Origin of the sequence: Streptomyces sp. NPDC060198, from assembly GCF_042728415.1 — a bacterium.
Lineage (GTDB): Bacteria > Actinomycetota > Actinomycetes > Streptomycetales > Streptomycetaceae > Streptomyces.
In genome coordinates, this window is sequence record NZ_JBHWZJ010000079.1 from 1 (window position 1) to 24,273 (window position 24,273).

Genomic DNA, 24,273 nt, shown 5'->3' on the forward strand with positions numbered 1-24,273 from the left:
CCGCGAGGGTGCTCGTGCCGGCGGACCGGGCGCCGCCGCCGGGAGCCACTGCCCCGGCGACGCCCGCGCCCGCGGGGGCCCAGGTCGGCCCGGCGGCGGGAACCCCGGCCCTCCCGCGCGTGCCGGAGCACCTGACAGCCGGTCAGCCGGTCAGCCGGTCGAGCGAACCGCGCTCAGGATCAGCTCGGCCACGGGGCCGGGGTCGCTCACGGAGACCGCGTGCGGTGCGCTGACGCTGACCGTGTGGGCACCCGCCCGCTCGGCCATCCACTCTTCGGCGGCCGGCGGGATGTTGCGGTCCTCGGTGGCCACGAGATACCAGCTGGGGATCTCCTTCCAGGCGGCCGCGGTGGCCTTGCCCTGGAGTGCGGCGAGAGTGATCGGCCGCTGGCCCACGGCCATGACCCGTGCGGTCCCGGTAGGCACTCCCGCCGCGAACTGCTCTTCGAAGAGGTGTTGTTCGATGACGAGTTCCTCGCCCTGACCGCCTCCGGGAAGCGGGTAGAGCTGGGTGGCGGTCGCCTCGCCCAGGGTGCTGCCGGGGAACTTCCCGGTGAGTTCCAGCGCGCTCTCGCCGATGTCCGGAGCGAAAGCCGCGACGTACACGAGTGCCTTGACCCGGGGAGCGCCGGAGGCGGCGACGCTGATGACCGCTCCTCCGTAGGAATGGCCGACGAGCACCACGGGGCCCTGGAGGCTGTCCACCACGCTGCGGATGTAGGCGGCGTCACTCTCCAGACCACGCAGCGGCAGTGCGGGCGCCAGAACGGGGAGTCCCTCGCCTTGGAGGCGTTCGATCACCGAGCTCCAGCTGGAGGCGTCGGCGAAGGCGCCGTGGATCAGGACGACGGTGGGGCCGGCCGAGGGGGACATGGGCAACTCCTGGTGAATCGCGTTACGGGCAGGGGTGACCGGCCGGCTGGGGTAGGGCCGGCCGACTGCGGAAGAGAAAGGGGAAAGAAGGAGCGGGGAGCCGGCGAAGGCCCCGGGCGGCAGAGCCGCTCGCCGGGTCGGCCTCAGCCCCGGACCAGCGGGGTGTCGACCAGGTGTTCGGCCAGGAACCACGCCTGCAGTTCCCCGGTCCGGATGACCTGCGAGACCAGCAGGTCGTTGGTGCCGTCGTCGCCGAGTTCGACGGTCCGGGCGGCGGCGTCGTGGGCGTCCACGAGGATCGTCTCGTGCGCCTCCAGCAACCGGGACAGCATCGCCGGTACCTCCTCGACCCCGTCCGGAGGCCGCGGGATCGAGGTGATCCGTGCGACGTGCCGGGCGTCGCCCACGGCGACGCCGCCCAGGGACTGGACCCGTTCGGCGATGGTGTCGACGAGTTCGAGCTGCTCGCCCGCGTGCTTGTCCAGCACCAGGTGCAGTTGGTAGAAGGTCGCGCCGCGCATCAGCCAGTGGTGCTTCTTGTAGAGGCCGTAGAGGATCTGGGTGTCGGCCAGCACCTTGTTGAGCCGCTGGCAGGAGTACATCCGCGCATCGTGGGTGAGGCCGATCGGGAACTGCTTGACCGTGCCGAACTCCTGGATCACTTCGCCCTTCTGGTGCAGCCACGGCTGGCTGCCGCTCGCGGAACGGGTAGGGGTGGTCATGGGTTTCTCCTGGGGTGCCGTGCTTCGCCGTTCGTACTCCTTGGACGCTAGGCGCCAGAGCCGACGCCGCGAGTCTCCCCGCGCATGCGGTGATGCCCAGCAGTGCACGGTGTGCGGTGCCGGCCGGTGCCCGCCGTCCGTGTCCGCCGAAACCGTGTCCGCCGTCCGCTGAGGGCTGTCCGCCGTCACGCCTCCCGGTCCCCGGAAACCTGGCGTGCGCACCGCGCTCCGCCCCGCGACGCACCACGTCCGGCGCCGCGAGCCGATCCGCCGCGGACCACGGGGCAGGTCCTGCCGGTCGGCGAATCCGAAGCCGTGCGCTCTCGGATCGGATCGGGTGCACTGCCGGGACAGTCGGGGCCGCGCGCTTCTCCTAATCTTCTGGACGAGCGGCCGGGGTCTTCTCGTCCACGAACTCGACTCACGACCAGTGGAATTCCGTGTGCGCCGCGGATCGGCCGGGCACGGCCACTGCGCGGGTGTTTTCTTCTTTCCCTCACGGCCACCGTCTCCCCCATGCTCCTTCGATGCGGCGGCCGCACGAAGTGAATTCCGCACCGCCGCCCATCCGATTACTGAGCCGGTACCGGCTTTCACGGAATCAACGCTTTTCCCCATGCAGGAGGTTGTCCCAAGGTGTCCACGATGCCGGTCGGAGGGCTGGTCCCCAGCGCCACCGAAAACGCTGCGGACCTCGTCGTCCGCAACGCGAAGATCCACACCGGTGACCCGGGTCGCCCGCAGGCCGGGGCCCTGGCGATCCGCGACGGCGTCATCACGGTCGTCGGCGACGACAACGACGTGGCACCCTTCGTCGGCCCGGCCACACGGGTGGTCGACGCGCTCGGCCGCCGGATGGTCCCGGGTCTCAACGACTCCCACCTGCACGTGATCAGGGGCGGGCTCAACTACGTGCTGGAGCTGCGCTGGGACGGTGTGCGCACCCTGCGCGAGGGCCTCGCGATGCTCCGCGAGCAGGCGGCCCGGACCCCGAAGGGGCAGTGGGTGCGGGTGGTGGGGGGCTGGTCGGTCGAGCAGTTCGCCGAGCGGCGCCTGCCGACCGTGGCGGAGCTGAACGCCGCCGCCCCGGACACCCCGGTGTTCGTGCTGCACCTGTACCAGTCGGCGGTGCTCAACCGGGCGGCGCTCAAGGCCGCCGGGCACACCAGAAAGACCCCGGACCCGAAGGGCGGCCAGATCGTCCGCGGCCGGAACGGCGAACCCACGGGCATGCTGCTGGCCGCGCCGAGCGCGCTGATCCTCTACTCGACCCTGGCCGAGGCGCCGGTACTGGAGGGCGAGGACAAGAAGGTATCCACCCGTCACTTCCTGCGGGAGCTGAACAGATTCGGCCTCACGTCGGCGATCGACGCCGCCGGCGGGTTCCAGAACTTCCCCGAGAACTACAGCACCGTCGCGGAACTGGCCGAAGAAGGCCGGTTGTCGTTGCGGATCGCCTATCACCTGTTCCCACAAACCGCCGGCCAGGAAGTCGACGACCTCAGGCGCTGGATCGAGATGACGCGCACCGAGGACGGGGACGAATGGCTGCGTCTCAACGGGGCGGGTGAGAATCTCACCTGGGCAGCTGCGGATTTCGAGAATTTCGCCCAGCCACGACCGGAACATTCTCCGGACTACGAGGTCGAATTCGAGAAGGCCGTACGTCTCCTCATGGAGAACGGCTGGGGATTCCGGCTGCACGCCACGTACGACGAGACGATTCGCCGGGACCTCGCCGTGTTCGAGAAGCTCGCGGCGGAGGGCCTCTTCCCGGCCGGGAACCGGTGGCTCTTCGACCACGCGGAGACCGTCTCGACGGACAGCCTCGACCGGGTCGCCGCGCTGGGCGGTGCCATGTCCGTACAGAACCGCCTGTCGTTCCAGGGCGAGGCGTTCCTGCGCCGCTACGGTCCCGGCGTCGCCGCGGACGCGCCGCCGGTGCGGGCCATGCTGGAGCGCGGGCTGACCGTGGGCGCCGGTACGGACGCCACCCGGGTCTCCTCGTACAATCCGTGGATCGCCCTGCACTGGCTGGTCACCGGGCGCACCGTCGGCGACGTGGTGCTGCGCCCGCCGTTGAACCGCGTCGACCGGGCCACCGCGCTGGCGATGTTCACGCGGGCCGGTGCGGAGCTGACCGGCGAGCAGGACGTCAAGGGCGTCCTGCGCCCGGGCTGCTTCGGTGACCTCGCGGTCCTGTCCGAGGACTATTTCGACGTGCCCGAGCAGGACATCGCGCACATCGAGTCCCTGCTGACCGTCGTCGGCGGCCGGATCGTCTATGCCACCGCCGAGTACGAGGGCCTGGACGAGGAGCTGCCGCCGGTCAGCCCGGCGTGGAGCCCGGTCACCCGCTTCGGCGGCTACCGGGCCGCCCCGCGCACCGGTCCCTCGGGCGCCCGGCAGGCCGAACTGCTCGGCCAGGCCGTCGCCGAGTCCGAGCAGCACCGCCAGTGGCGCGCCCGGCGCGGTCTGGCACCCGAGACGGAGAGCCCGGTCCTCGACGATCCCTGCTTCCTCTGATCTCCCTCCGGTCTCCCGGGAGGGGCCCGGTCACGAGCCGCCCCTCCCGGGGCACCACGCCGTCTCCGCGCCGGACGGCCGTCCGCGCGTTTCCCACTCCTGAAAGGTTTTCCCATGGTCGACATCTCCGAGGTCACCGCCGTCCCCTCCGACGCCCTGCTGACCCCCGACAACTGCGCTGTGCTCTTCGTGGACCACCAGCCGCAGATGTTCTTCGGTACGGGCAGCGGTGACCGCACCGCGATCATCAACGCGACGGTGGGCCTGGCGAAGGCCGCCAAGGTCTTCGACGTCCCCGTGGTGCTGAGCACGGTGGCCGCCGAGACGTTCTCCGGCCCGCTCCTGCCGCAGCTGGCCGACGTCTTCCCGGAGCAGAAGATCGTCGACCGCTCCACGATGAACGCGTGGGAGGACGTCGCGTTCGTGGAGGCGGTCAAGGCCACCGGCCGCGAGAAGCTCGTGATCGCCGGTCTGTGGACCGAGGTCTGCATCGTGCTGCCCACCCTGTCCGCCCTCGCGCAGGGTTACGAGGTCTACGTCGTCGCCGACGCCTCCGGCGGTGTCACCCCCCAGGCCCACGAGCACGCCGTCCAGCGGATGGTCCAGGCCGGCGCGGTCCCGGTCACCTGGGTGCAGGTGCTGCTGGAGCTCCAGCGCGACTGGGCACGTACGGAGACGTACCTGCCGGTCATGGACGTGGTGAAGGAGCACGGCGGCACCTACGGCCTCGGTGTCGTGTACGCGCAGGCCGTCATCGGCGAGCACGCGGCCGGCTGAGCCGCCCCACCGGAAATACGACGGAACGTCAGGAACAGGCATGAACGCAATGAACACCGGACTCCTGGTCCTCCGGCTGGTGGTGGGACTCCTCATCGCAGGACACGGCGTGCAGAAGGTCAGCTTCCGGCTCGGCGGCAACGGGCTCGCGGGCGGGACCGAGGAGTTCCGCGACGACGGTTTCCGCGGCGGCCGGCTCACCGCGCTCGTCGCGGGCGGCAGCCAGATCGGCGCCGGCCTGTTCCTGGCGGCCGGTGCGCTCACACCCTTGGCGGCGATGGCCGCCATGGGCGTGATGACGGTCGCCGGAACCGTCAAACGGCACAAGGGGCTGTGGGTCCAGAACGACGGATACGAGTACCCGATGGTTCTCGTCGTCGCCTCGGGGGCGCTCGCTCTCACCGGGCCGGGCCGCTGGTCGGCCGACCGTCTTCTCGGACCGGGCCCCTGGCCGCTCTGGGTCGTGATCGCGGCCCTCGTGGCCGGCCCGGCGAGCGGCCTGCTCACCCGGGCGGTGCTGCACCGCCCGTCCGTACCCCACCCCGCCGCCCCGGAAGGAGCGACTCCGCATGCGCACCCTGCTCGTTGACGCTGCTCGCACACTGGTCCCCCCGAAGGGGGACTGGCACGGCCCGCTGCCGCCCCTCATGCTGACGCTGACGGTGGTCACCGGCCTGATCGACGCCGTGAGCTATCTGTCGCTCGGGCACGTCTTCGTCGCCAACATGACCGGCAACGTGGTGTTCCTGGGGTTCGCCCTGGCGGGTGCCGACGGCCTGTCCGTGCTCGCCTCCCTGGTGTCGATGACCGCGTTCCTCACCGGCGCGCTGGCCGGAGGCCGGTTCGGCTCACGGTTCGCGGCGCACCGGGGTCGGCTGCTGGCCTTCACCACGGCGCTCCAGGCGGTACTCGTCCTCGGAGCCCTCGTCGCGGTCACGGTCTCCCACGGAGAGGTGACCTCCTGGGCCCGCTACACCCTGATCGTCCTGCTCGGCCTGGCCATGGGCATGCAGAACGCGGTCGCCCGCCGCCTCGGCGTACCCGACCTGACGACGACCGTACTGACCCTGACGCTGACGGGACTGGCCGCGGATTCCGGTCCGGCCGGTGGCGCCGCGCCCCGGCCGGGACGGCGCGTCCTGTCCGTCCTGGCCATGTTCCTCGGCGCGCTCGTCGGCGCGGCACTGCGCACCGAACTCGCCGTCACTCTGGGCCTCGCCCTGGTGTTCCTCGTGGTGACGTCCGTCGTCACCCGCCGCCTCTCGGCCCCGGACGCGATCTGGGCCAAGCCGGCCTGAACCCGGGCCGGGCCGGCCTGACCGGGCGCGGGACCGGCCCGCCGCCCGCCGTACGCGCTCCTCGCGCGCGACTCCGGGCGGCGGGGCCCCGGAGCACGGATCACGCGGAGAGGGCGCGCCGTCCTCCCGCCGGGCGGCCCGGGTTCGCGGCGGAGGGCCGGGCGGGGCCGGAGAACACCGGCTGCTGGGAGGACGCCGAGGACTGCCATTCGCTGGGAGACATGCCGTACGCGTCCCGGAAGGCGCGGCTGAAATGCGAGGGGCTGACGAACCCCCAGCGGTGCGCCACGGCGGCCACGGTGCGCCTGCGGCGCGGCGACCGGCCGAGTTCACTGCGGCACGCCTCCAGTCTGCGGCGGCGGATCAACCGGCTCACCGTGGTGCCCTCGGCCTGGAAGAGTTTGTGCAGGTACCGGACGGAGATGTGGTGGGCGCGGGCGATCGAGCGCGGCGACAGATCGGGGTCCGCCAGATGGAGTTCGATGTGGTTCCGGACGGAGTCCGCCATCCGTGTGCCGTGGTCCGAGGAGTCCGGGTGCCCCGTTCCGGCGGCGTCCGCGGCGAGTGCGGCGAGAATCTCCACCGCGTTGGCGACGAGTCGCTCTCCGCTCCGCGATCGGAGGGTCTCCCTGTCCTCGGCGAGCGCCGACAGGGAATGCGACACCAGCGCCCCCACCCCCTCCGCGCAGCGCACGGGCACCCCCAGAACCCGGCGCAGATCGGTTTCGGTGATCGCCAGGAGGCGCCGCGGTACGTGGAAGACCGTCATGCGGTACGCGTCGCCGGGGCGCGGGGAAGCGAACGTGCCGGCCCCGCAGAACACGATGTCACCCGGCTCCAGGAGGACCTCGGCGCCACCGTGGGGGAAGGCGGTCGAACCGTGGACGTGCAGGGCGACGTAGAGCGTCTCCCCGTCGCCGCGGTCGGACAGCCACGGCGGGGCGGAGGCACCTTCGTGGCCCGGATGAGCGGAGTCTCCCGGGTGGACGGAGCCGTGGGACTCCAGGACCGAGACCCGAGGGCGCTCGACGGCGCCCGGAGTACGGCGGCCCAGCACCGTCAGATGCGGGCGGCCCTGGACCGAGGAGGCGGGAGGGGTGGAGAGGGCCGAGGGGTTCACCGGACAGGCCGGCTCCCCCGCCGCTCCTTCTCCGGCCACGGGACGGCAGAACCTGCCGGTCGGCCGGTCCGCGCTCGCCGCCGCCACTCGTCCTCCCCCGGAGCCGCGGCCTCCCTCTGCCTCGGCGTTCTGCTGGGTGTGCACTGCGTTCCTCACGCTTGATCTCTCCGTCATCACTGTGATCGTCGGCACCTCGACGAGGACGCGGCCGGGGCGTCCGCACGGCCCCTGGGCGTGGCCCGGCGCGCAGCCGGACGCTCGTCCGTCGGGTGTCTCCGGAGCCACGCCCAAGGCGTTGTGTCCGGGTACTCCGGATGCTGCCAGCGGGGCGGGGAGCCGCGCTTCTGTCATGTGACCAGTCATGTGCCGGCGAGGCGCTCCGACGGGACTCCGCCCATCGCTTCACCCCGCCGACCTGGCAAGATGCCTCCGAGCGGCCTGTACGTGCGTCGCTCCGCGCCCCTCGGGGCGGGTCGTTCGCGGGAAAGGGAAAAGCACCATGGATCTCGGTACCGAGACGGTCGCCGAGCCGGAGATCCTGAGCAGGGAACACGAGCTGTCCCGGATCTTCGAGCTGGTCGACACGGCGGACGGCACCGGCTCCAAGGTGCTGGTGCTGACCGGCGAGCCCGGAGCCGGCAAGAGCACCCTGGTGGACCGGGCAGCCTCGTACGCCGTCTCCCGCGGCCGGCTGGTGCTCCGGGTACGGGGCGCCGAGGGCGAGCAGGAGCTCGGTTTCGCGGGGATCCACCAGCTGCTCCATCCGCTCCTCGGCGGTATCGGACGGCTGCCCGCCCATCAGGCCGAGGCGCTGCGCCTCGCGTTCGGGATGGCGCAGGCGGAGCCCTCGCAGCGGCTCGACCCTCTGCTGACCCGGCTCGGGGTACTGAACCTGCTCTCGGAGGCGGCCGCGGAGCGGCCGCTGCTGCTCGTCGTCGACGATGCCCAGTGGCTGGATCTCGGCTCCCTGGAGGTGCTCGCCTTCGTGGCCCGGCGGCTGGAGGGCGAACCCGCCGCCCTGCTGCTCGCCGCCCGGGACGAGACCGTTCCGGAGCGGTTCGACCGTGTCTTCCCGCACCTGACGGCCGGTCCGCTGGACCGGGCCGCGTCCGTGCTGCTGCTGAACGCCCAGCCGCACCCGCCCCGGGGCCGGGCCCGGTCCCAGATCCTCCAGCAGGCGGCCGGCAACCCGCTGGCCCTCATCGAGCTCGCACGCGCCTTCGCGAAGGACCCGAGCCGCCGCGACCGGGGGGCGACCGACTCGCTCCCCCTCACCGCCCGGCTGGAGCAGATCTTCGCCGCCGAACTCCCCACCCTCCCCGAGGCGACACGACGGGCCCTGCTCCTCGCCGCGGCGGCCGGCACCGCCCAGCTCTCCGACATCCTCCACACGGTCCCCGGCATGGACGGCCCCGAGGTGTGGCTGCCCGCCGAGCGGACGGGACTGATACGGGTCGAAAGCGGCGAGGTGCGGCTGCGCCATCCGCTCGTACGTTCCGCGATCTACCAGGCCGCCACCTTCACCGAGCGCCGCGAGGCCCATCTGGTGCTCGCCGCGGCCTTCACCGACGAACCCGACCGCCGCGCCTGGCATCTCGCGGCGGCGGCGCTCGGTCCGGACGCGGAGGTAGCCGACGCCCTGGCCGAGAGCGCTGAGCGCTCACGTCACCGGGGCGGGTACGCGGCCGCCGCGGCGGCGCTGGAACGCGCCGCCGAGCTGACCCCGGACCGGGAACAGCGCGCCCGCCGCCTGCTCGCGGCGGCCATGTCGGCCACGCACGGGGGCCATCCGCAGTGGGTGAACGAGATCACCTCCCGGGTGACCACGCTCACCGACGACGTGCGGCTCCTCGCCGAGGCATCCATACTCGCGGGCTGGTCGCTGGCCGTGACGCTCCGGTACGACGACTCCATCGCCTACCTGTTGCCGGTGGCCGAGTCCATGGCCACCGTGTCCCCCGTCCTCGCCCTGGACGCGGCGGGAACGGCCGCGACCCCCGCGTACCGGTCCGGCAACCCCTTCCACCGGACCGAACTCCTGCGGATCACCGGCCTCGTCGTGGGGGAACCGCACAAGGTCGACCGCGTCTGGGTGCTGGCCTCGTGCGCACCCTTCACCGCCCGCGACCAGGCCATGGAGCTCTTCGGCCATGCGCTGGAGGCGATACCGGAGGGCGGGCTGAACGAGACCATCGTGCTCGGCGGCGCGGCCTGGGCCCTGGACGAGACGGATCAGGCCGTACGCCTTCTCGGGCGGGCGATGGATCATCTGCGCCGGGCCGCGACGGCCGGTGCCAACGCGACCGTCGCGTTCTCGCTCGCCAACTCCCTGTTCGAGAGCGGTGCCTGGACCGCGGCCCAGTCCACCGCCGAGGAGGCGTTCTGGATGGCGACCGAGGCGGGCGCGGACTACATGGCCGTGGGTTCACCGCTCCTGCAGGCCACGCTGCGCGCCGCACGCGGCGACCACGCGGGTGCGCGCACCCGGGCCGGCCAGGCCGTACGCACCGTGGACCTGCGCAAGCTGCCGGGTCTGTACGTGCTCCACCGGCGGGCGCTCGCCATGGCGGCCCTCGCGGAGGGCGACCACCAGACGGCGTACGAGCAGTTCCGGCGCGCCTTCACCCGGGACTTCCATCCCCTGCCGGTGCACTACCACGCGTCCCTGTACTGCGTCGCGGATCTCGCCGCCGCCGCCGTCCGCGCCGGGCAGACGGACGACGCCCGCACCGTCCTCACGGCCGCCGAGGCAACCCTGAGCGGGTCACGCTCCGTCCGGCTGGACGCAATTCTGCACCGGGCCCGGGCCCTGCTCACCGAATCCGACGGCGCGGAGGCCCACTTCCGGGCGGCGCTCGCCGACCCGGCCGCCATTCAGTGGCCGTTCGAACACGCCCTGGCCCAGTTGGACTTCGGCGAGTGGCTGCGGCGCCACCGGCGGAGCGCCGAGGCGCGTCCGCTGCTCGGCACCGCCCTGGAGTTCTTCGAACGGCTCGACGCGCGCCCGTGGATCGAGCGCGCCTCCGCCGAACTCCGTGCGGCGGGAGTGGCCGTGACGGCCGTGACCGCTCCGGACGCGGCGGCCGACCTGACGCCCCAGGAACTCCAGATCGCCCAGCTGGCCGCGGAGGGGCTCACCAACCGGGACATCGGCGCCCGGCTCTATCTGTCGCCCCGCACCATCGGCTTCCACCTGCACAAGATCTTCCCCAAGCTCGGGGTCACCGCGCGCGGTCAGCTCCGCGACGTGCTGGGCCGGGACTGACCGCTCCCGCAGGGGTCACGCGGGCAGGCGCGGCACGCTGTCGATGAGGCGGCGGGTGTAGGGGTGCGCCGGTGCGCCGAGCACCTGGGCGGTGGCGCCCTGCTCGACGATCTGCCCGCGTTCCAGCACGGCGGTGCGCTCGCAGAGGGTGGCCACCACCGAGAGGTCGTGGGAGACCATGACCAGCGTGAGCCCCCGCTCCTCCTTCAGCTCGGCCAGCAGGTCGACGACCTTCACCCGGGTGGTGACGTCCAGCGCGCTGACCGGTTCGTCGGCGAGCAGGACGCGGGGGTCGCAGACGGTGGCGCGGGCGATGGCGATGCGCTGGCGCTGGCCGCCGGAGAACTCGTGCGGGTAGCGGTCGACGGCGTCCGCCTGGAGGCCGACCCGTTCCAGCGCCGCGGCGACCTTGGGCGCGGCGGTCGTACGGCTGTCGAGGCCGAGGGAGCGCAGCGGCTCCGCGACGGTTCGGCCGATCTTCCGGCTGGGGTCGAGCGAGGAGTAGGGATCCTGGAAGACGCAACTCACGCTGCGCCGGAAGCGGCGCATCTGTTCGCGGTCCCGGGTGTTCAGATCGGCCCCGTCGAAGCGGACGGTACCGGCCGTGGGCCGGGCGAGGCCGAGCAGCAGGCGGAGCAGGGTCGTCTTGCCGGCGCCGGACTCGCCGACCAGCGCGAGGCTCTCGCCCGTGTCGACGGCGAGGGAGACGTCCCGCACCACGTCGGCGGCGGAGCCCCGGTAGCGTACGGCAGCGTTTTCGAGCTCCAGTACGGGCGTCATCGCGCGCTCCTCAGGTCCAGGGCGGATTCCAGTTTCCGGGCGCTGGCGACCAGGGTGCGGGTGTACTCCTCGCGCGGCGCGTGCACCACGTCGAGGACCGCGCCCTGCTCGACGGCTCGGCCGTCCTTCATGACGAGGACCCGGTCGGTGACCTTGGCGACGACGGCGAGGTCGTGGCTGACGAACAGCACGGCCATCTCCTTCTCGCGTACGAGGCCGTCGATCAGTTCCAGCATCTCCGCCTGGACGGAGACGTCCAGGGCGGTGGTGGGTTCGTCGGCGATGAGCAGCTTCGGTTCGCAGGCGAGCGCCATGGCGAGCGCGACCCGCTGGCGCTGCCCGCCGGAGATCTCGTGCGCGAAGGCACGCGAGATCCGCTCGGGTTCGGGGAGCCGGACCTGCTCCAGCGCCTCGATCACGGCGGCGCGCAGGGGCTTGCCCTTCAGGCCGGTGCGCCGGGCCAGCGGTTCGGCGATCTGGCGGCCCAGTCGCATCAGCGGGTCGAGTGCGGTCAGCGGCTCCTGGAAGACGATGGCCGCGTCCCGTCCGCGGACGGAGGTGAGGCGCTTCTCCGGCGCGCCCACCGTCTGCGTCCCGGCGAGTTCGACGCTTCCGGAGGCGGTCATGCCCTCGGGGAGCAGTCCGAGCACCGCGAGGGTGGTGAGGGACTTGCCGGAGCCGGACTCGCCGATGAGGCCGAGCCGTTCGCCGCCGTCCACCGTGAGGGACAGGTCGTCGACCAGGGTCCGGCCGTCGTCGGTCCGGACGGTCAGGCCCGTCACGTCGAGGAGAGTCACGCGCGCCTCCGCCGGGTGGCCGGGTCGAGGGTGTCCCGCAGGCCGTCGGCTATGAGGTTCACGCCGATGACGAGGAGGACGAGGAGGATGCCGGGCGCGAGCGCGCCGACGGGGGCCGTGGTGAAGGTGGCCTGGGCTTCCTGGAGCATGCGGCCCCACGAGGCGTTGGGCGGCGGCGCGCCGAGGCCCAGGTAGGACAGCCCGGCTTCGGCGAGCACCGCGAGACCGAACTGCAGGGCGAGGTTGACCACCAGCGTCGGCCAGATGTTGGGCAGCACGTGGGAGAGGACCGTGCGCGGCCAGGTGGTACCGGAGGTACGGGCCGCGGTGATGTAGTCCCGTGCCAGGACCCGCTTGACGAGGATGCGTACCAGTCGCGCCACGACCGCGCTCTGCGCCAGGCCGATGGCGAGGACCGCCGAGCCGAGGGTCGCCGAGCGCGCGGCGACGATGAGCATCGCCAGGAGCAGCGTCGGGAAGGCGATGAGGATGTCCAGCAGCGCGGAGAACGTGTCGTCGAGCCAGCCCTGCGCGAACGCGGCGAGCACGCCCAGGGTGACCCCGATGAGCGCGGCGATGAACACCGAGCCGAGGCCGGCCTCGACGGCGATGCGGGAGCCGGTCAGCACCTGGGTGAAGAGGTCGCGTCCGAGCTTGTCGGTGCCGAGCAGGTGGCCGCCGCCGGGTCCGTCGAGCCGTCCTCCGGAGGTGTCCTCGGCGTCGAAGGGCAGCCAGAAGACCGACACCACGGCCAGCAGCGCGATCAGTCCGGCGAGTACGCAGCCGACGACGAGGTTGGCGGAGCGGCGGGAGCGCCTCCTGGCCGGGGTGGCCGGCGAGGTGGCCGCCGGAGTGGCCCCCGGGGTGATCAGGTCGGTCCCGGTCATCGGGTACCTCCGGAGAGCCGGCCGCGCAGCCGCGGGTCGATGATCCGCTGGACCAGGTCGGCGACGAAGCCGATCAGGAGCACCGCGAGGGTGGAGACGAAGAGCACGCCCTGGATGACCGGGTAGTCGTGCTGGGAGATGCCGTTGGCGAGCATCGAGCCGAGGCCCGGCAGCGCGTACACCGACTCCACGACGACGGCTCCGAGCAGGGTGGAGGCGAGCTCGATGCCGAGGATGGAGATCACCGGGACGGCTGCGTTGCGCAGACCGTGCCGCCACATGGCGCGCCCGAAGGACGAGCCGAGGGCGCGTGCCGTACGCAGGTGGTCGCTGCCGAGGACGTCCAGGGTGGCGGAGCGTACGTAGCGGATCAGGGACGCGCTCATCACCAGGGCGATGGTCACGACCGGAAGCACCAGGGCGCGGACGGCCTCGGCGGGGTCGGCCCAGCCGTCCGGCGGGAAGCCGCCGGACGGCAGCCAGCCCGCGTTCAGCGCGAAGACCGCGATGAGGATCATGCCGAGCCAGAACACGGGTACCGCGATGCCCAGCTGGGACACCCCGCTGAGCAGCGCGCCGTACCAGGTGCGCCGCTTGTACGCGGCCACGAACCCGGCCGGTACGGCGACGAGGACGGCGAGGACGAACGCGGCCAGCGTGAGCGGGACGGTGACGTCGAGCCGGGCGCTGACCTCGGGGCCCACCGGGAGCGAGCTGACGAACGAGGTACCGAGGTCCCCGCTCGCCAGCTGCCCGATCCAGTGGGTGAACTGCTCGGGCAGCGGCCGGTCGGAACCGATGGAGTGGCGGGCCGCGGCGATCTGCTCGGGGCTGGCACCGACCGCGGTGAGTGCGTTGGCCGGGTCGCCGGGAAGCAGGCGCAGCAGTGCGAAGAGCACCACGCTCGCCAGGGCCAGCGACACCAGGAGGAAGGCGAACCGGCGCAGGAGGTAGCGCGCCATCAGCCCGTCTTCTTGATGTCGTAGGCGAAGAACTGGGTGTTCAGACCGTTGACCGGGTAGCCGGAGAGCTTGGTGCTCGCGACGACGATCTGCGGATAGAGGTAGAGCCAGTCGCTGGCGGCGTCCTTCGCGGTCTGCTGGTTGACCTTCTTCAGCAGTTCGGTCTGGGCGGCCGCGTCGGGGGCCTCCTCGGCCTCCTTGACCCACTGGGTGACCTGGGGGTTGTCGTAGCCCCAGTAGAAGTCGGGGTTGCCGTACCAGACCAGGTCGCGGTCGTTGACGTGCTCCTGGAGCGTGGCCGAGAAGTCGTGGTTCTTGTAGACCTTGGTGTACCACTCGTCGGGGGTGATCGTGTTGATCTTGACGGTGATGCCGACCTTGGCGAGCTGGGACTTGATGAAGGTCGCGGCGGTCGGGTGCGGGTCGTAGTTGGGGGTGTCGAGGGTGAAGCTGAAGCCCTTGGCGTAACCGGCCTCGGCGAGCAGCTTCTTGGCCTTCGTCACGTCGTAGGCGTTGACGGAGGTGAGGTCCTCGTACCAGGGGTCGGTGGGCGGGACCATCGAGCCGATCTGCTTGCCGTAGCCGCCCCAGACGGACTCCAGGAGCTTCTTGTCGTCGATCGCGGCGGACACGGCCTGGCGCACCTTGACGTCGGTGAAGGGCTTGGCCTTGTCGTTGAACGCCAGCAGCAGCTTGGTGGTGGAGTCGCCGTCGTTGACCTTGTACGAGCCGTTGCTCTTGAACTGCTCCAGGGCGTCGGGCGACTGCTCGCTGGTGACCACGTCGACGGCGTTGGTCAGCAGCGCGTTGTTCAGCGCGGTGGCGTCCTTGTAGTAGTGGAAGACGACCTGCTTGTTGGCGGCAGCGTCGCCCCAGTAGCCGGCGAAGCGGTTCAGGCTGAGCGCGGAGCCGCGGGTCCACTTGTTCAGGGTGTACGGCCCGGTGCCGTCCTCGGTCGTCTTCAGGTTCTTCGCCTGGGAGTTGATGATCCAGACGTAGGAGAGGTTGTAGACGAAGGAGACCGACTTCTGGGACAGCGTGATCTTCACGGTCCGCGCGTCGGGGGTGGCGATGTCCTTGACGACTTCCAGGTTGCTCTTGCGGGCGGACTGGGAGTCCTTCGCGAGCACCTTCTCCAGGCTGTACTTGACGTCCTCGCTGGTGAGGGCCTTGCCGCTGTGGAACTTCACGCCGTCGCGCAGGGTGAAGGTGTAGGTGAGGCCGTCGGCGCTGGTCCGGTAGTCCTCGGCGAGGAGCTTGTCGACCTTGCCGTCGTCGGTGAGCCGGAAGAGGCCCTCGTAGACGTTGCCGTTGAGCACCTCGGTGACGCCCTGGCCGCCGCCGGCGGTGTTGTCGAGGTTCTGCGGCTCGTAGAGGGAGCCGATGTTGACGATCGCGTCCTTGTTCCAGGTGCCACCGCCGGAGGCGCTGGTGCCGCCGTTGCCGCCGCAGGCGGTCAGGGCCACGGCGAGGGCGGCGACGGTCGCGGTGGAGAGCAGGACGTTCTTCTTGGTGCTCATGGGGTGAGGGCTCTTTCGGTGCGTGGAGCTGCGGGGCGGTGGGTACCGGCGATCAGTGCTGGGCGTCGAAGCCGTCGCGGAAGGCGGGGAGCTTCTCGCCTGCCTCGATGGGCAGATGGAAGCGGTTCTGCCGCGGCGGCATCGGACAGTTGTACTGATCGGAGAACCCGCAGGGCGGCACGAAGGCCTGGTTGAAGTCGAGGACGACCCGGCTCTCGTCCTCCGTGCGCCGCACGAAGAGGAAGCGGCCGGCGCCGTAGGTGGAGTCGCCGTTGGTCGGGTCGCCGAAGACGAGCAGCAGGGTGCCGTCGTCGTCGAAGGCGCTCAGGGTGTAGTCGCGGCCGTCGAAGGTGAGCGCGATGTCGCCCGGGACGACCAGGTCGCGGCTGCCGCCGTTGTCCCGGATGTGCTCGAAGGCGACGCGCCGGGCGCCCGCGACGGGCGTGTACGTGGCCTCCAGCACCAGGGCGGGGTCGTACGCGAAGGTGTCGACCCGGTCGAAGGCGCGGATGGCGGGCGCGTCGGCGTCCCAGAACCGCAGGCCCCGCTCGGGCTCGCCGCTGACCAGGTCGGTGCGCCGGACCTCGGTGACGGTCACGGTGTCCGGCGCGTCCGCGCGTGCGGCCTCCGCGTCCGGGGTCTCCCCGGTGGGCGCCCAGCGGGTCTCGACGAGGGCGAGGTTGCCCATCGGTGAGGTGAGCGCGCGGTGGCGCTCGGCACGCCAGGCATCCCACTCCTGTGCCGGGTCGACGGCGGCGCGGGCGGGGGTGGAGTCGGACACGGCAGTACTCATTCGTCTAGGCGGGGCGGCCCTCACCACCCAGTGCTACAAGAGGTGAATGCATGGCCAAAGCATCCCCTTTATTGACCATAAGTCCCTCTAATGTCAAACCTCCACTCCACATGCCGAGACGGGCATCCCGGCCGCCGGAAGCAGGCACTCCGCTCTTCGGGCCGACGGAGAAATCCAAGTACTGGTGTGACAAAGGGACTTGCGGGCACTCGCGTGTGCAGGCCGGTCCGTCCCCGGACCGGCAGCCAGGGTGACCGTCCCAAGGAGCGAGAAGATGACCACGGAGTACGACAACCAGCCCGGACAGCAGTTCTCCGGCACGCCGCAGCGCAACGGAGCAGGCAATGTGCTGAGCATCATCGCGATGGTGCTGGGCGTGATCGCGCTCCTCTTCTTCCCCATCGTCTTCGGAGTGATCGGCGTGGTTCTGGCGATCATCGCCAAGACCGTCCGCCACGAACGGCTCGCCGGGATCGCCATCGCGGTCAGCGCCGTCGGCCTGGTGGGCGGCATGATCCTGGGTGCCGTCGTCGCGAACGCGTGACTCCGGCCGCACCCGCCAACACGTCTCCACCCCGACGCAGACGGCCCACCGGCAGAACCGGTGGGCCGTCGTTCCACGCCGGACGGACTTCAGGTCGCGGGTGGAAGGTCTTGCCCGCCCGGCGGGCGGACAGGGCGGCATCCACACACGCCCCAGCCTTCAGGCACACCCTCGAAGGACTCCGTCACGATGCGCAGACCAGGCGCAGGTACACCCGCACCGCGTCGGTCCTCAACGCCTGGACATCGACGTGGACCGCGTTGTCGCACCCGTCGACCGTATTCACGTAGAGGCCGCTCTCGACTTTCGTTCCCTGCGGGATCTTCTGCCACGTGAGCCCCTCCGTCACCGCTGTGACCTCCGAGAACTCGAGATCGGCGTGACCGGACGCGGCGAGAAAATCGCTCAATCCGTTCCGCGAGGTGTCGAACTGCATTTCGCCGTGCGAGCCGGACCAATCGTCCTGTTCGCAGAAACGGAGGTTCGTCACCGCGTCGGGGACAGCCAGGCCGTAGACCTTTTCCACCACCCGGAGGCTGCGCCCGTCCTCACACCCCTCGTACACGCGGGAACCTTCCGGTACGGCGCTCTCCACACCTGCTCCGGGCTTCCCGCTCAGCTCCTGGCCGGCGGTCCCGCAGCCCGAGCAGGACAGGGCGACGAGCCCGGACAGGACGAGGCCGGGGATCACCCCGCGCCGTGCGAACCGATGCCTCATGCTGTTCTCCCTTCCGGCGGCTAGAAATCGTGCGGCGAGCTGGAACCGTACATGTCGTACTCGCGGGCGTACCCGTGCTCGTGGAGGTCCAAGAACTGGCCCAGGTCGATGCTCACGGCCGACATGTGCGGGAGAGAAGCCTTCTCTCCCCTGTCGAAATTCCAGTTCTTGAAGAGATCCACCCGGTAACTGGTGGTGACACGGTGGTCCGCGCCGACCGATACCGAGGCGTTGATCCGGTACTTCACCTGCCCGATGGCATTGTGCGCATCGGTACCGGTGAAGGCGGACGGGATCCAACCGCTGTGCGCGTCGAAGACGCAGGAATGCGCGCCCTTACAACGGCTGGACGCCTCGCTCTTCCACGTCTCCAGCGTGCCTTCGATGTCATGGTGCACCGTTTTGTCGTCCAAGAGGCCGTCCACCGTCTCTTCGTCCAAGTGATAGTCGTCCCCGCTGGCTCCGCGGTAGTGCTTCCACAGTTCGCAGGTCAACTCGAGTCCGGCCAGGCACGCCCCCTTCGTCAGATCGTCGTAGGCCTCGATCGCGCCGATGATGGTGGGGTTCACGTAGTCCAGGAGACTCCACTTGGATTCGAACGGGGCGGCCTTGTGCGGTGTGCTCTTCTTGTTGCTGCCCGGCTTGCTGAGCGTCCCCGTGGTGACGTCGTTGCCGGACGAGCTGCCGGTTCCTGAACTGTTGTGGGTGTTGCCGCCGTTGTTCCCGCTGCTCGAGTGGACGGGCCCGCACTCGTTCCACCCGCCCACGCAGTCGGCCAGGCGCTCACCCGTGGGGTCCGAGTAGGTGGCGGGGTTGTTGCCGGCGTAGGCGTAACCGTTGAGGCTCTGCCCGTCGGTGGTGTCCAGGACCGGGTCGACGCTGATGAACTGCCCGACGAGCGGGTCGTACTCACGGGCGTCGACGTGGGTCAGGCCCGTGTCGGCGTCGGCGGACTTGCCGAGGAAAGCCTTGTCGTCGACCCAGCCGGCACCGCTGCCGCGCTGGGCACCGAACGGCGTCAGGTAGCGCTTCGTCAGCGCTTGGGTGTCGGAGGCGATGGCGACCGAGGCGGATGCGTGCTGGTCCCCCGCGAGGTAGCTGATCTTCTCCGTACCGGTCTGATTGCTGCGCACCGCGATCGTGGAGCCGCCGAAGGAGTACGAGCGGGCGGCCCACTTCTTGCCGGACTTGAGGTGGACCTCCGTGGCACCGAGGTAGAGGACGGTCTCGCCGTCGCCCGCGGCGCTGCGGCGCAGGAGGAGGCTTCCGCCCGCACCGTAGAGGTAGTCGGTGGCACGGGCGGCGCCGGCCTGGTTCTCGGTCAGCCGGGACAGCTTGCCCTCGGCGTCCCAGTCCAGGCTCTGCGTGGTGGTGCCGTCCGGGCGCGACGTCGTGTTGCCTTCCGTGTCGTAGCCGTACTCCGCGGTGGCCCCGGTGCAGGTGCCCGACGTGACCGTGGCGAGCAGGGTGTGCGGCTGGGTGGTGCCACCCCGGTAGCAGGAGGTGGTGGTCGTGGAGGTGCCGGCGGTGTGCGTGGTCTCGGTGTTCCGCTGGCTCCCGGCGGTGTAGGAGTAGCTGGTCCAGTAGGGGGCGGCGCCGCCGAGGTCGGCAGTGGTGCGGCCTGCGGCCGCGCAGTCGCCGTCCGCGGGGGTCCAGGCCTCGGTCAGTCGCTGGTAGCCGTCGTAGCCGAAGCACTGGGTGTCGGCTGCCCCCGTTCCGCCGAGGGTCGTGGTGTCGGAGATCCGGGTGATGTTGCCCGTGGTGTCGTAGGCGTAGTGCACGTTCATCGCGTCGTACGCCTGGGACGAGGCGTGGACCTGGGTCTGCAGCAGCCGGTGGGTGCCGTCCTCGTAGCCGTTGGCGATGTCGACCTTGCTGGTGCCGGTCGCCTCGGAGATTCCCAGCTTGAGGGTGGAGAGCTGCGCGAGGTCGGTGTAGGTGGCGTTGAGGACGATGCCCTTGCCGCCGCCGGTGAGGCTGGTGGCCAGTCCCTCGGCGGAGTAGCCGTGCTCGACGGTCTCCGCGGCGAGGCCGCCTGCCGCCGGTTCGGTGGTCTGGTCGAGCGTGCCGTCGATGTTGTAGGCGGACGTGAACTTCAGTGTGCTGGACGCGAGGGCGCCCGAGGTCACCAACGCGTCGTCGGACGGGATCGTCAGGCTGCTCGCGACGGAGTTGGCGCGGGAGTCGTACGCCGTGACGCTCTGGGCGTAGGCCTTGCCGGCGGTCCCCCCGACGTACCGGGTGGAAACGGCGGGCAGGCCCTTGCCGAGGGTGGCCGTGTCGTAGGTCGTGCGGGTGAGCGTGTTGGCGGCGGTCTTCTGCGTGGCGAGCACGGAGGCGTCGGCCAGGTTCGCGCCCGCGGACGCCTTCCAGGTGTCGGTGACCCTGCCCAGCACGTCGTAGCCCGAGATCACGGCCTGTCCGGTCGCCCCCTTCGTCCAGGACACCTGGTCGAGTGCCGTGTACCCAGTGGTGGTGGCGCCCTTGTCCGGGTCGTTCGCCGTGACCTGGCGGCCGAAGAGGTCATAGGTGTACGACCACGTGGCGCCGTCCGGTGCGGTGACCGCCTTCTGCTTGCCGCCGGGTGTGTAGGTGAAGCGGGTCCTGCTGTACTCCGGGCCCGTGAGGGCGCCGTACTCGCTGTCGGCGGCAGACGTGCCGGCGTACTTGCGGGTCTCCGCAGTGCGCCCGAGGGCGTCGGTGATCGTACGGGTCGCCGATCCGCCGGTCAGCCCGGTGGTGGCGGTGGAGTCACCGGTGTAGGTGGTCGTGGTCTGCCACTTCTGCTCCCCGCCGGTCCTGAACGTCGTGCTGGTGGCGCGCCCCGCCGCGTCGTAGCCGGTGGTGGTGAGGCTGGGCGCCTCACCGTATTCGAGCTGCGTGTACGTGCCCGAGGGCGCGGCGGAATCGTAGATGTCGGCGTACGTCTCGGTGGCCAGACCCCGGTTGTCGTAGTGGGTGTAGGTCAGGATGCGCCCACTGGTCGCACCGGGCGTCTGCGTCTCGACGGGACGGAGCAGGGAGTCGAGCAGTGTGTAGCTGGTGGCGTAGGTGCCGTCCTCCCTCAGGGTGCCCGACGAGGACCAGGACGGGGCGGTGTTGGACACGGAGTAAGCGAACACCTGGCTCGCGCTCTGATTCGCGCTGTGACTGCGGTTGGGCAGCCAGACAGCTGTCGTGCGCCCCAGCGCGTCGTAGGACGTCTCCGTGATGTTGCCGTTCGCGTCGAACGTCTGGGTGGTCAGTCCGCGCGCCGGGTCGGTGTACGTGTAGGTGCTGTACAGCTTCGGGTTCTTGGTCCAGGTCCGGGTGAGCGGTCCGGTGGTCGTGGGGGTGTAGGTCGTGGTGGTGGCGTTGCCACCCGCGTCGGTCGTGATCAGCGGGCGCCCCAGCACGTCGAAGGTCGACGTGCCGACGGTCTGCCAGGCCGAGGGGATGCGTTCGCCGCCGGAGACGGCCGCCGGGTAGGCGGATGCCCGGCCGGTCCAGGTGGCTTCGCCGAGGGTCGGGGTCTGCGACGCGCTCCACGCGGTGGCGTTCGGGGTGTCGTAGACGGTGGCGGTGTCGGAGACGACGTCACCGGCGGTCGCCGCGGCGGCCGGCAGGGAGAGGTCGGCCTCGGCGACCGAGCACGCTCGTCCCACCGCCCTGGTGCGCGAGACGAGGGAGTTGATGCCGAGGCTGTCGTTGCGGGCGTACCACGTGCGGGTGCAGGTCTCGTCGCCGGTCTTGGCGGTGTCACCCGTCTCGTCGACCCTGGTCGCCATGCCGTAGTCGTCGTAGGTGGTGCTGGTGGAGACGCCCCGCCAGGTCCCGGAGGCAGTCAGGTAGGTGTAGGCCGTCTCCTTGCCGGTGCGGGCGAAGTACGCCTCGGTGTCCGCGTAGGACTTGTGCTGTGTGGCGGTCTTCTTGGTCCAGGGGTCGTAGACGGTGGTGGAGACGGGCAGGGTGCCGTTGTAGGTGGTCCGCTGGCGCAGAGCCCCGGAGTACGGCTCGCTGTCTTTCTGGTCCGCCACGTCCAGCGCGTCGAAGTCCGTACCCGGCACGGTCACGCTGCGCCGGGCGGTGGGGGCGAGCTTGCCGTCGGACCCGAGCAGCCGGTCGCCGTCCATGCCCTGGAGGTACACCGAGGCCACCTTGGACTGGCCGGATCCTGACCCCTGGGTGACGGTGACGTTGCGGTAGCCGCGCCAGACGGACCAGGTGCGCTCGTCGGCCGGGGTGAACGGTGAGTCGTTGTAGTGCCAGGCGGGTCCGGAGTAGGCGTAGTGGGTCTCCATCGTCTCGCCCGGGCCGTGCTCGTCGCTGGTGACGACGTCGGTGACCCGGTATTTGTGGAACCAGTCGACGGTGGCGTCCTTGGCTCCGTTGACGTGCCAGTGCTGGGGGTAGCAGGAGGCGGTGTCGCTGTCCTCGGCCGTCGGCATGCTGCTGCCGCGCACGCACTCCTGACCCGAGAAGGTCACGTCGGTGATGGCCCCGGTCTCGGAGGTGACGGTGCGGATGCGGGGCTTGGTCAGCGGCAGGATGTCGTCCCGGTCGCCGTCGACCCGGTTGGGCCGCATGTCGTAGGTGAACGCCACCGGGTTCACGCTGATCGCGGTGCCGTTCCTGCCGGTGCGCCTGATGCTCTTGAGCGTCAGGGTCTGGTCGGTGGAGTCACCGATGTCCCCGCCGTCCAGGTACTCCTGGGTGAGGTCCCAGGTGTCCACCGGGGTGAAGGCGCCGGTGCCCGCCGACCAGACCGAGGTGTCGAGACGGGTCAGCCGCTTGCGGGAGAAGAACGTGGGGCTGGTCGACGTGCAGGTGGCGCCCGACGCGCAGATCGAGTCGAAGGGGACGTCGGGCCAGTTCGGCGCGGTGGCGTCCTTCAGTTCGGCGCAGTCGGAGGCGGTGCAGCGTTCCGCGTACGTGAAGTCGACCTGGGCGGACGTCACTCCGGAGAAGAGGGAGCCGGCGCGCTGCCCGTACCGGATCTTGTCGAGGTGGCCGCCGCGGGTGTAGCCGGCGGTCGCGGTGCTCGCGCCGTTCTTCCCGTAGGAGTTGGTCTCCCTGGTGTACCAGTAGGACATCGCGTTGTCGTGGGTGTCCTCCACGTAGTCGAGGTTCCACCGCCATGCCTGGGTCACCGCGCGGTCCGCGAAGGTGCTGCCCTCGTCGTAGCCCGGCTCGCCGGAGTCGTCGCCGAACACCGGTACCGTCCATACCGAGTTGGTGCGCTCGGTGCCGGCACCGGGCAGTTTGTCGAGTCCGAAGACGAAGCGGGTTCCGTCGCCGGTCGTGACCGTCCAGGACTCGCCGTCGTCGTCGCCGTTGTCGGCTCCGGTCGACAGCGTCACCGTGGAGGCGTCGTCGTTCTTCAGTCGCCAGACGCCGGTGGTGTCGTCCTTGACCAGTTCCGTGGACCTCCCGTCGAGCACCAGGCTGGCGTTGTCGAACTTCCAGCACAGGTCGTTCTTGTCCGTCTGCCCGTCGTCGTCGCACGGCCCGTAGGTCCGCTCGACGTACGAGTTCGCGGACAGGTCGAAACCCTCTCCGACCTGGGTGGACTGGTTGTTCGTCGACGCGGTCTTCCCGTCGGTGGAACCCGAGTCGTAGGCCAGGGAGAGCGACGGGGAGGGACCGGAGACGGGGGGTGTCGCGATCGGGTAGGACCAGGTGAACGACCCCGAGGATCCTCCGCTCTCCCAGGTGGCCGCTGGTGAGAGCGGGGTGGCCTCGTAGGTGCCCGAACCGGACGCCGACTCGGCCGAGGTCGTCGCGGCGAGCGCCAGCACCGTGGGTACGGTGGCCGACAGGGTGACGGCGCCGGTGACGGTCCGCGCGGAGACGTCGTTGACCGACGCGACCTCCGTGGCGATGCGGCACTCCGCCTTCTTCGGTGTCGTCAGCGCGCACTCCGGCAGGGTGACCAGCCCGAGCCGCCCCGACCAGCCACCACCGTAGGCGGAGGCGAACGCGCCGTATCCGACGCTCATTTCCCCGGCACCGTCCTCCGGTGCCTGGGCCGTCAGGAGGACTCCCTCGATTCCCAGACCGGTTGCCGCCCGGTGCCCGAGCACTTTCACCCGGACGGGTCCACCGTCGAGCACCCGCCCGGCCTTCCCGCCGGCCCCTTGCGCCTTCGGTGCGTTCAGGGCGAGCGGCAGTCCGCCGACCTCGGTGGCGGAGGTCTTGCCCGCCGCGCCCACGGTCAGACTGCCTTCGCCGCTCCCGGGCCAGGCCGCCCTCTGCTCGCTCTTCGCCCGCTCGGCCTGGGCTTCGTTCCGTTTCCGTCCCGAAGCGGCCGTCCGGCTCCCCTTCCTGGCGCCGAACCCGGTCACCGCCTCGGTCTCGCTGATCTTCCGCTCCCACAGCGGTTTCAGGTCGTGCGACGTTCCCTGCGCCTGGGCGACGGGAGTGAGGCCGGCGACGGACAGTGAACCCGTCACCGCCAGGAACAGTACGTATCTGGCAAGGGCGCGCCCCAGCCTGGGGCGAGAGCCCCGTCCGACAAACACCAGCAGCCCCCAATAGGGTCACGGATCGACTGGAAGTGACCGCGGCCCTCACGCGAGGACAGCGGGAGATCACGCGTACGGCTGTCGCGCCGCAGGCGTGACGAGCGCGGTTGCGCAGGGTGGATCACCCGCCCGTACGACCGCGCCGGAAGAGGACCGCACGGACGTGTGGCCGGTCCCGTATCCGGGAC

General features: G+C 70.8%; 17 protein-coding genes. 6 read left to right on the forward strand and 11 right to left on the reverse strand.

All coding sequences use genetic code 11. The annotated features are described in order from the left end of the window. Nucleotides 1-150: 150 nt before the first annotated feature. Both ACFWEP_RS13125 and ACFWEP_RS13130 read right to left on the reverse strand, forming a co-directional pair. Nucleotides 151-873 (reverse strand): alpha/beta fold hydrolase, encoded by a 723-nt coding sequence (locus ACFWEP_RS13125; protein WP_387369455.1) that lies wholly within the window; start codon nt 871-873, stop codon nt 151-153. Nucleotides 874-1,016: 143 nt separating this feature from the next. Beyond that, entirely contained in the window at nt 1,017-1,595 is a 579-nt protein-coding gene (locus tag ACFWEP_RS13130) for a Dps family protein (RefSeq protein WP_387369457.1), read from the reverse strand. A gap of 645 nt (nt 1,596-2,240) precedes the next feature. Here ACFWEP_RS13130 and ACFWEP_RS13135 point away from each other — a divergent pair. From ACFWEP_RS13135 to ACFWEP_RS13150, 4 genes are all read left to right on the forward strand, one after another. Beyond that, nucleotides 2,241-4,121: an amidohydrolase gene (locus ACFWEP_RS13135; protein ID WP_387369485.1), complete on the forward strand. Its 1,881-nt coding sequence runs from the start codon at nt 2,241-2,243 to the stop codon at nt 4,119-4,121. Between the two features lie 114 nt (nt 4,122-4,235). Then, nucleotides 4,236-4,898, forward strand: coding sequence for a hydrolase (locus ACFWEP_RS13140; protein WP_387369459.1), 663 nt, complete (start codon nt 4,236-4,238; stop codon nt 4,896-4,898). A 49-nt stretch (nt 4,899-4,947) separates the two neighbouring features. Continuing rightward, the gene (locus ACFWEP_RS13145) at nt 4,948-5,487 is read left to right on the forward strand and encodes a DoxX family protein (protein WP_387369487.1); all 540 of its coding nucleotides are present in this window, start codon (nt 4,948-4,950) and stop codon (nt 5,485-5,487) included. Beyond that, nucleotides 5,468-6,196, forward strand: coding sequence for a YoaK family protein (locus ACFWEP_RS13150; protein ID WP_387369461.1), 729 nt, complete (start codon nt 5,468-5,470; stop codon nt 6,194-6,196). The genes ACFWEP_RS13145 and ACFWEP_RS13150 overlap by 20 nt, the downstream gene beginning before the upstream one ends. Before the next feature lie 100 nt (nt 6,197-6,296). On the opposite strand, the gene ACFWEP_RS13155 is transcribed toward ACFWEP_RS13150, so the two are convergent. Then, nucleotides 6,297-7,316 (reverse strand): helix-turn-helix domain-containing protein, encoded by a 1,020-nt coding sequence (locus tag ACFWEP_RS13155; RefSeq protein ID WP_387369463.1) that lies wholly within the window; start codon nt 7,314-7,316, stop codon nt 6,297-6,299. Nucleotides 7,317-7,815: 499 nt separating this feature from the next. Between ACFWEP_RS13155 and ACFWEP_RS13160 the strand changes: the two genes are divergently transcribed. Then, the gene (locus ACFWEP_RS13160; RefSeq protein WP_387369465.1) at nt 7,816-10,581 is read left to right on the forward strand and encodes an ATP-binding protein; all 2,766 of its coding nucleotides are present in this window, start codon (nt 7,816-7,818) and stop codon (nt 10,579-10,581) included. Between the two features lie 15 nt (nt 10,582-10,596). Here ACFWEP_RS13160 and ACFWEP_RS13165 read toward each other — a convergent pair whose 3' ends face one another. The 6 genes from ACFWEP_RS13165 to ACFWEP_RS13190 are packed head-to-tail and all read right to left on the reverse strand — an operon-like array spanning nt 10,597 to nt 16,320. After that, entirely contained in the window at nt 10,597-11,361 is a 765-nt protein-coding gene (locus ACFWEP_RS13165) for an ABC transporter ATP-binding protein (protein ID WP_387369467.1), read from the reverse strand. Then, nucleotides 11,358-12,158: an ATP-binding cassette domain-containing protein gene (locus tag ACFWEP_RS13170; protein ID WP_387369469.1), complete on the reverse strand. Its 801-nt coding sequence runs from the start codon at nt 12,156-12,158 to the stop codon at nt 11,358-11,360. Before ACFWEP_RS13170 ends, ACFWEP_RS13165 begins: the two co-directional genes overlap by 4 nt. Continuing rightward, nucleotides 12,155-13,045, reverse strand: a complete 891-nt coding sequence (locus ACFWEP_RS13175; RefSeq protein WP_387369471.1) for an ABC transporter permease — start codon at nt 13,043-13,045, stop codon at nt 12,155-12,157. Before ACFWEP_RS13175 ends, ACFWEP_RS13170 begins: the two co-directional genes overlap by 4 nt. After that, complete coding sequence (locus ACFWEP_RS13180; protein ID WP_387369473.1) at nt 13,042-14,007, reverse strand: ABC transporter permease; 966 nt, start codon at nt 14,005-14,007, stop codon at nt 13,042-13,044. The genes ACFWEP_RS13175 and ACFWEP_RS13180 overlap by 4 nt, the downstream gene beginning before the upstream one ends. Beyond that, nucleotides 14,007-15,527 (reverse strand): ABC transporter substrate-binding protein, encoded by a 1,521-nt coding sequence (locus tag ACFWEP_RS13185; protein ID WP_387369475.1) that lies wholly within the window; start codon nt 15,525-15,527, stop codon nt 14,007-14,009. The genes ACFWEP_RS13180 and ACFWEP_RS13185 overlap by 1 nt, the downstream gene beginning before the upstream one ends. 52 nt (nt 15,528-15,579) lie before the next feature. Then, the gene (locus tag ACFWEP_RS13190; RefSeq protein ID WP_387369477.1) at nt 15,580-16,320 is read right to left on the reverse strand and encodes a DUF1684 domain-containing protein; all 741 of its coding nucleotides are present in this window, start codon (nt 16,318-16,320) and stop codon (nt 15,580-15,582) included. Nucleotides 16,321-16,594: 274 nt separating this feature from the next. On the opposite strand from ACFWEP_RS13190, the gene ACFWEP_RS13195 reads away from it, so the two are divergent. Then, nucleotides 16,595-16,864, forward strand: coding sequence for a hypothetical protein (locus ACFWEP_RS13195; RefSeq protein ID WP_387369479.1), 270 nt, complete (start codon nt 16,595-16,597; stop codon nt 16,862-16,864). Nucleotides 16,865-17,048: 184 nt separating this feature from the next. Here the strand turns inward: ACFWEP_RS13195 and ACFWEP_RS13200 are convergent, their stop codons facing one another. Together ACFWEP_RS13200 and ACFWEP_RS13205 are read right to left on the reverse strand one after the other, a co-directional pair. Beyond that, a complete protein-coding gene (locus ACFWEP_RS13200) occupies nt 17,049-17,459 on the reverse strand; it encodes a hypothetical protein (RefSeq protein ID WP_387369481.1) in 411 nt (136 codons plus the stop codon). A gap of 143 nt (nt 17,460-17,602) precedes the next feature. Then, the gene (locus ACFWEP_RS13205) at nt 17,603-24,013 is read right to left on the reverse strand and encodes an RHS repeat-associated core domain-containing protein (protein WP_387369483.1); all 6,411 of its coding nucleotides are present in this window, start codon (nt 24,011-24,013) and stop codon (nt 17,603-17,605) included. Between the last annotated feature and the right edge of the window lie 260 nt (nt 24,014-24,273).

Bases quoted from the DNA above. Each gene is read 5' to 3' on its own strand.
- ACFWEP_RS13125 (WP_387369455.1), bottom strand. From the start codon at position 873: ATGTCCCCCTCGGCCGGCCCCACCGTCGTCCTGATCCACGGCGCCTTC.
- ACFWEP_RS13130 (WP_387369457.1), bottom strand. From the start codon at position 1,595: ATGACCACCCCTACCCGTTCCGCGAGCGGCAGCCAGCCGTGGCTGCAC.
- ACFWEP_RS13135 (WP_387369485.1), top strand. From the start codon at position 2,241: ATGCCGGTCGGAGGGCTGGTCCCCAGCGCCACCGAAAACGCTGCGGAC.
- ACFWEP_RS13140 (WP_387369459.1), top strand. From the start codon at position 4,236: ATGGTCGACATCTCCGAGGTCACCGCCGTCCCCTCCGACGCCCTGCTG.
- ACFWEP_RS13145 (WP_387369487.1), top strand. From the start codon at position 4,948: ATGAACACCGGACTCCTGGTCCTCCGGCTGGTGGTGGGACTCCTCATC.
- ACFWEP_RS13150 (WP_387369461.1), top strand. From the start codon at position 5,468: ATGCGCACCCTGCTCGTTGACGCTGCTCGCACACTGGTCCCCCCGAAG.
- ACFWEP_RS13160 (WP_387369465.1), top strand. From the start codon at position 7,816: ATGGATCTCGGTACCGAGACGGTCGCCGAGCCGGAGATCCTGAGCAGG.
- ACFWEP_RS13165 (WP_387369467.1), bottom strand. From the start codon at position 11,361: ATGACGCCCGTACTGGAGCTCGAAAACGCTGCCGTACGCTACCGGGGC.
- ACFWEP_RS13175 (WP_387369471.1), bottom strand. From the start codon at position 13,045: ATGACCGGGACCGACCTGATCACCCCGGGGGCCACTCCGGCGGCCACC.
- ACFWEP_RS13180 (WP_387369473.1), bottom strand. From the start codon at position 14,007: ATGGCGCGCTACCTCCTGCGCCGGTTCGCCTTCCTCCTGGTGTCGCTG.
- ACFWEP_RS13185 (WP_387369475.1), bottom strand. From the start codon at position 15,527: ATGAGCACCAAGAAGAACGTCCTGCTCTCCACCGCGACCGTCGCCGCC.
- ACFWEP_RS13190 (WP_387369477.1), bottom strand. From the start codon at position 16,320: ATGAGTACTGCCGTGTCCGACTCCACCCCCGCCCGCGCCGCCGTCGAC.
- ACFWEP_RS13195 (WP_387369479.1), top strand. From the start codon at position 16,595: ATGACCACGGAGTACGACAACCAGCCCGGACAGCAGTTCTCCGGCACG.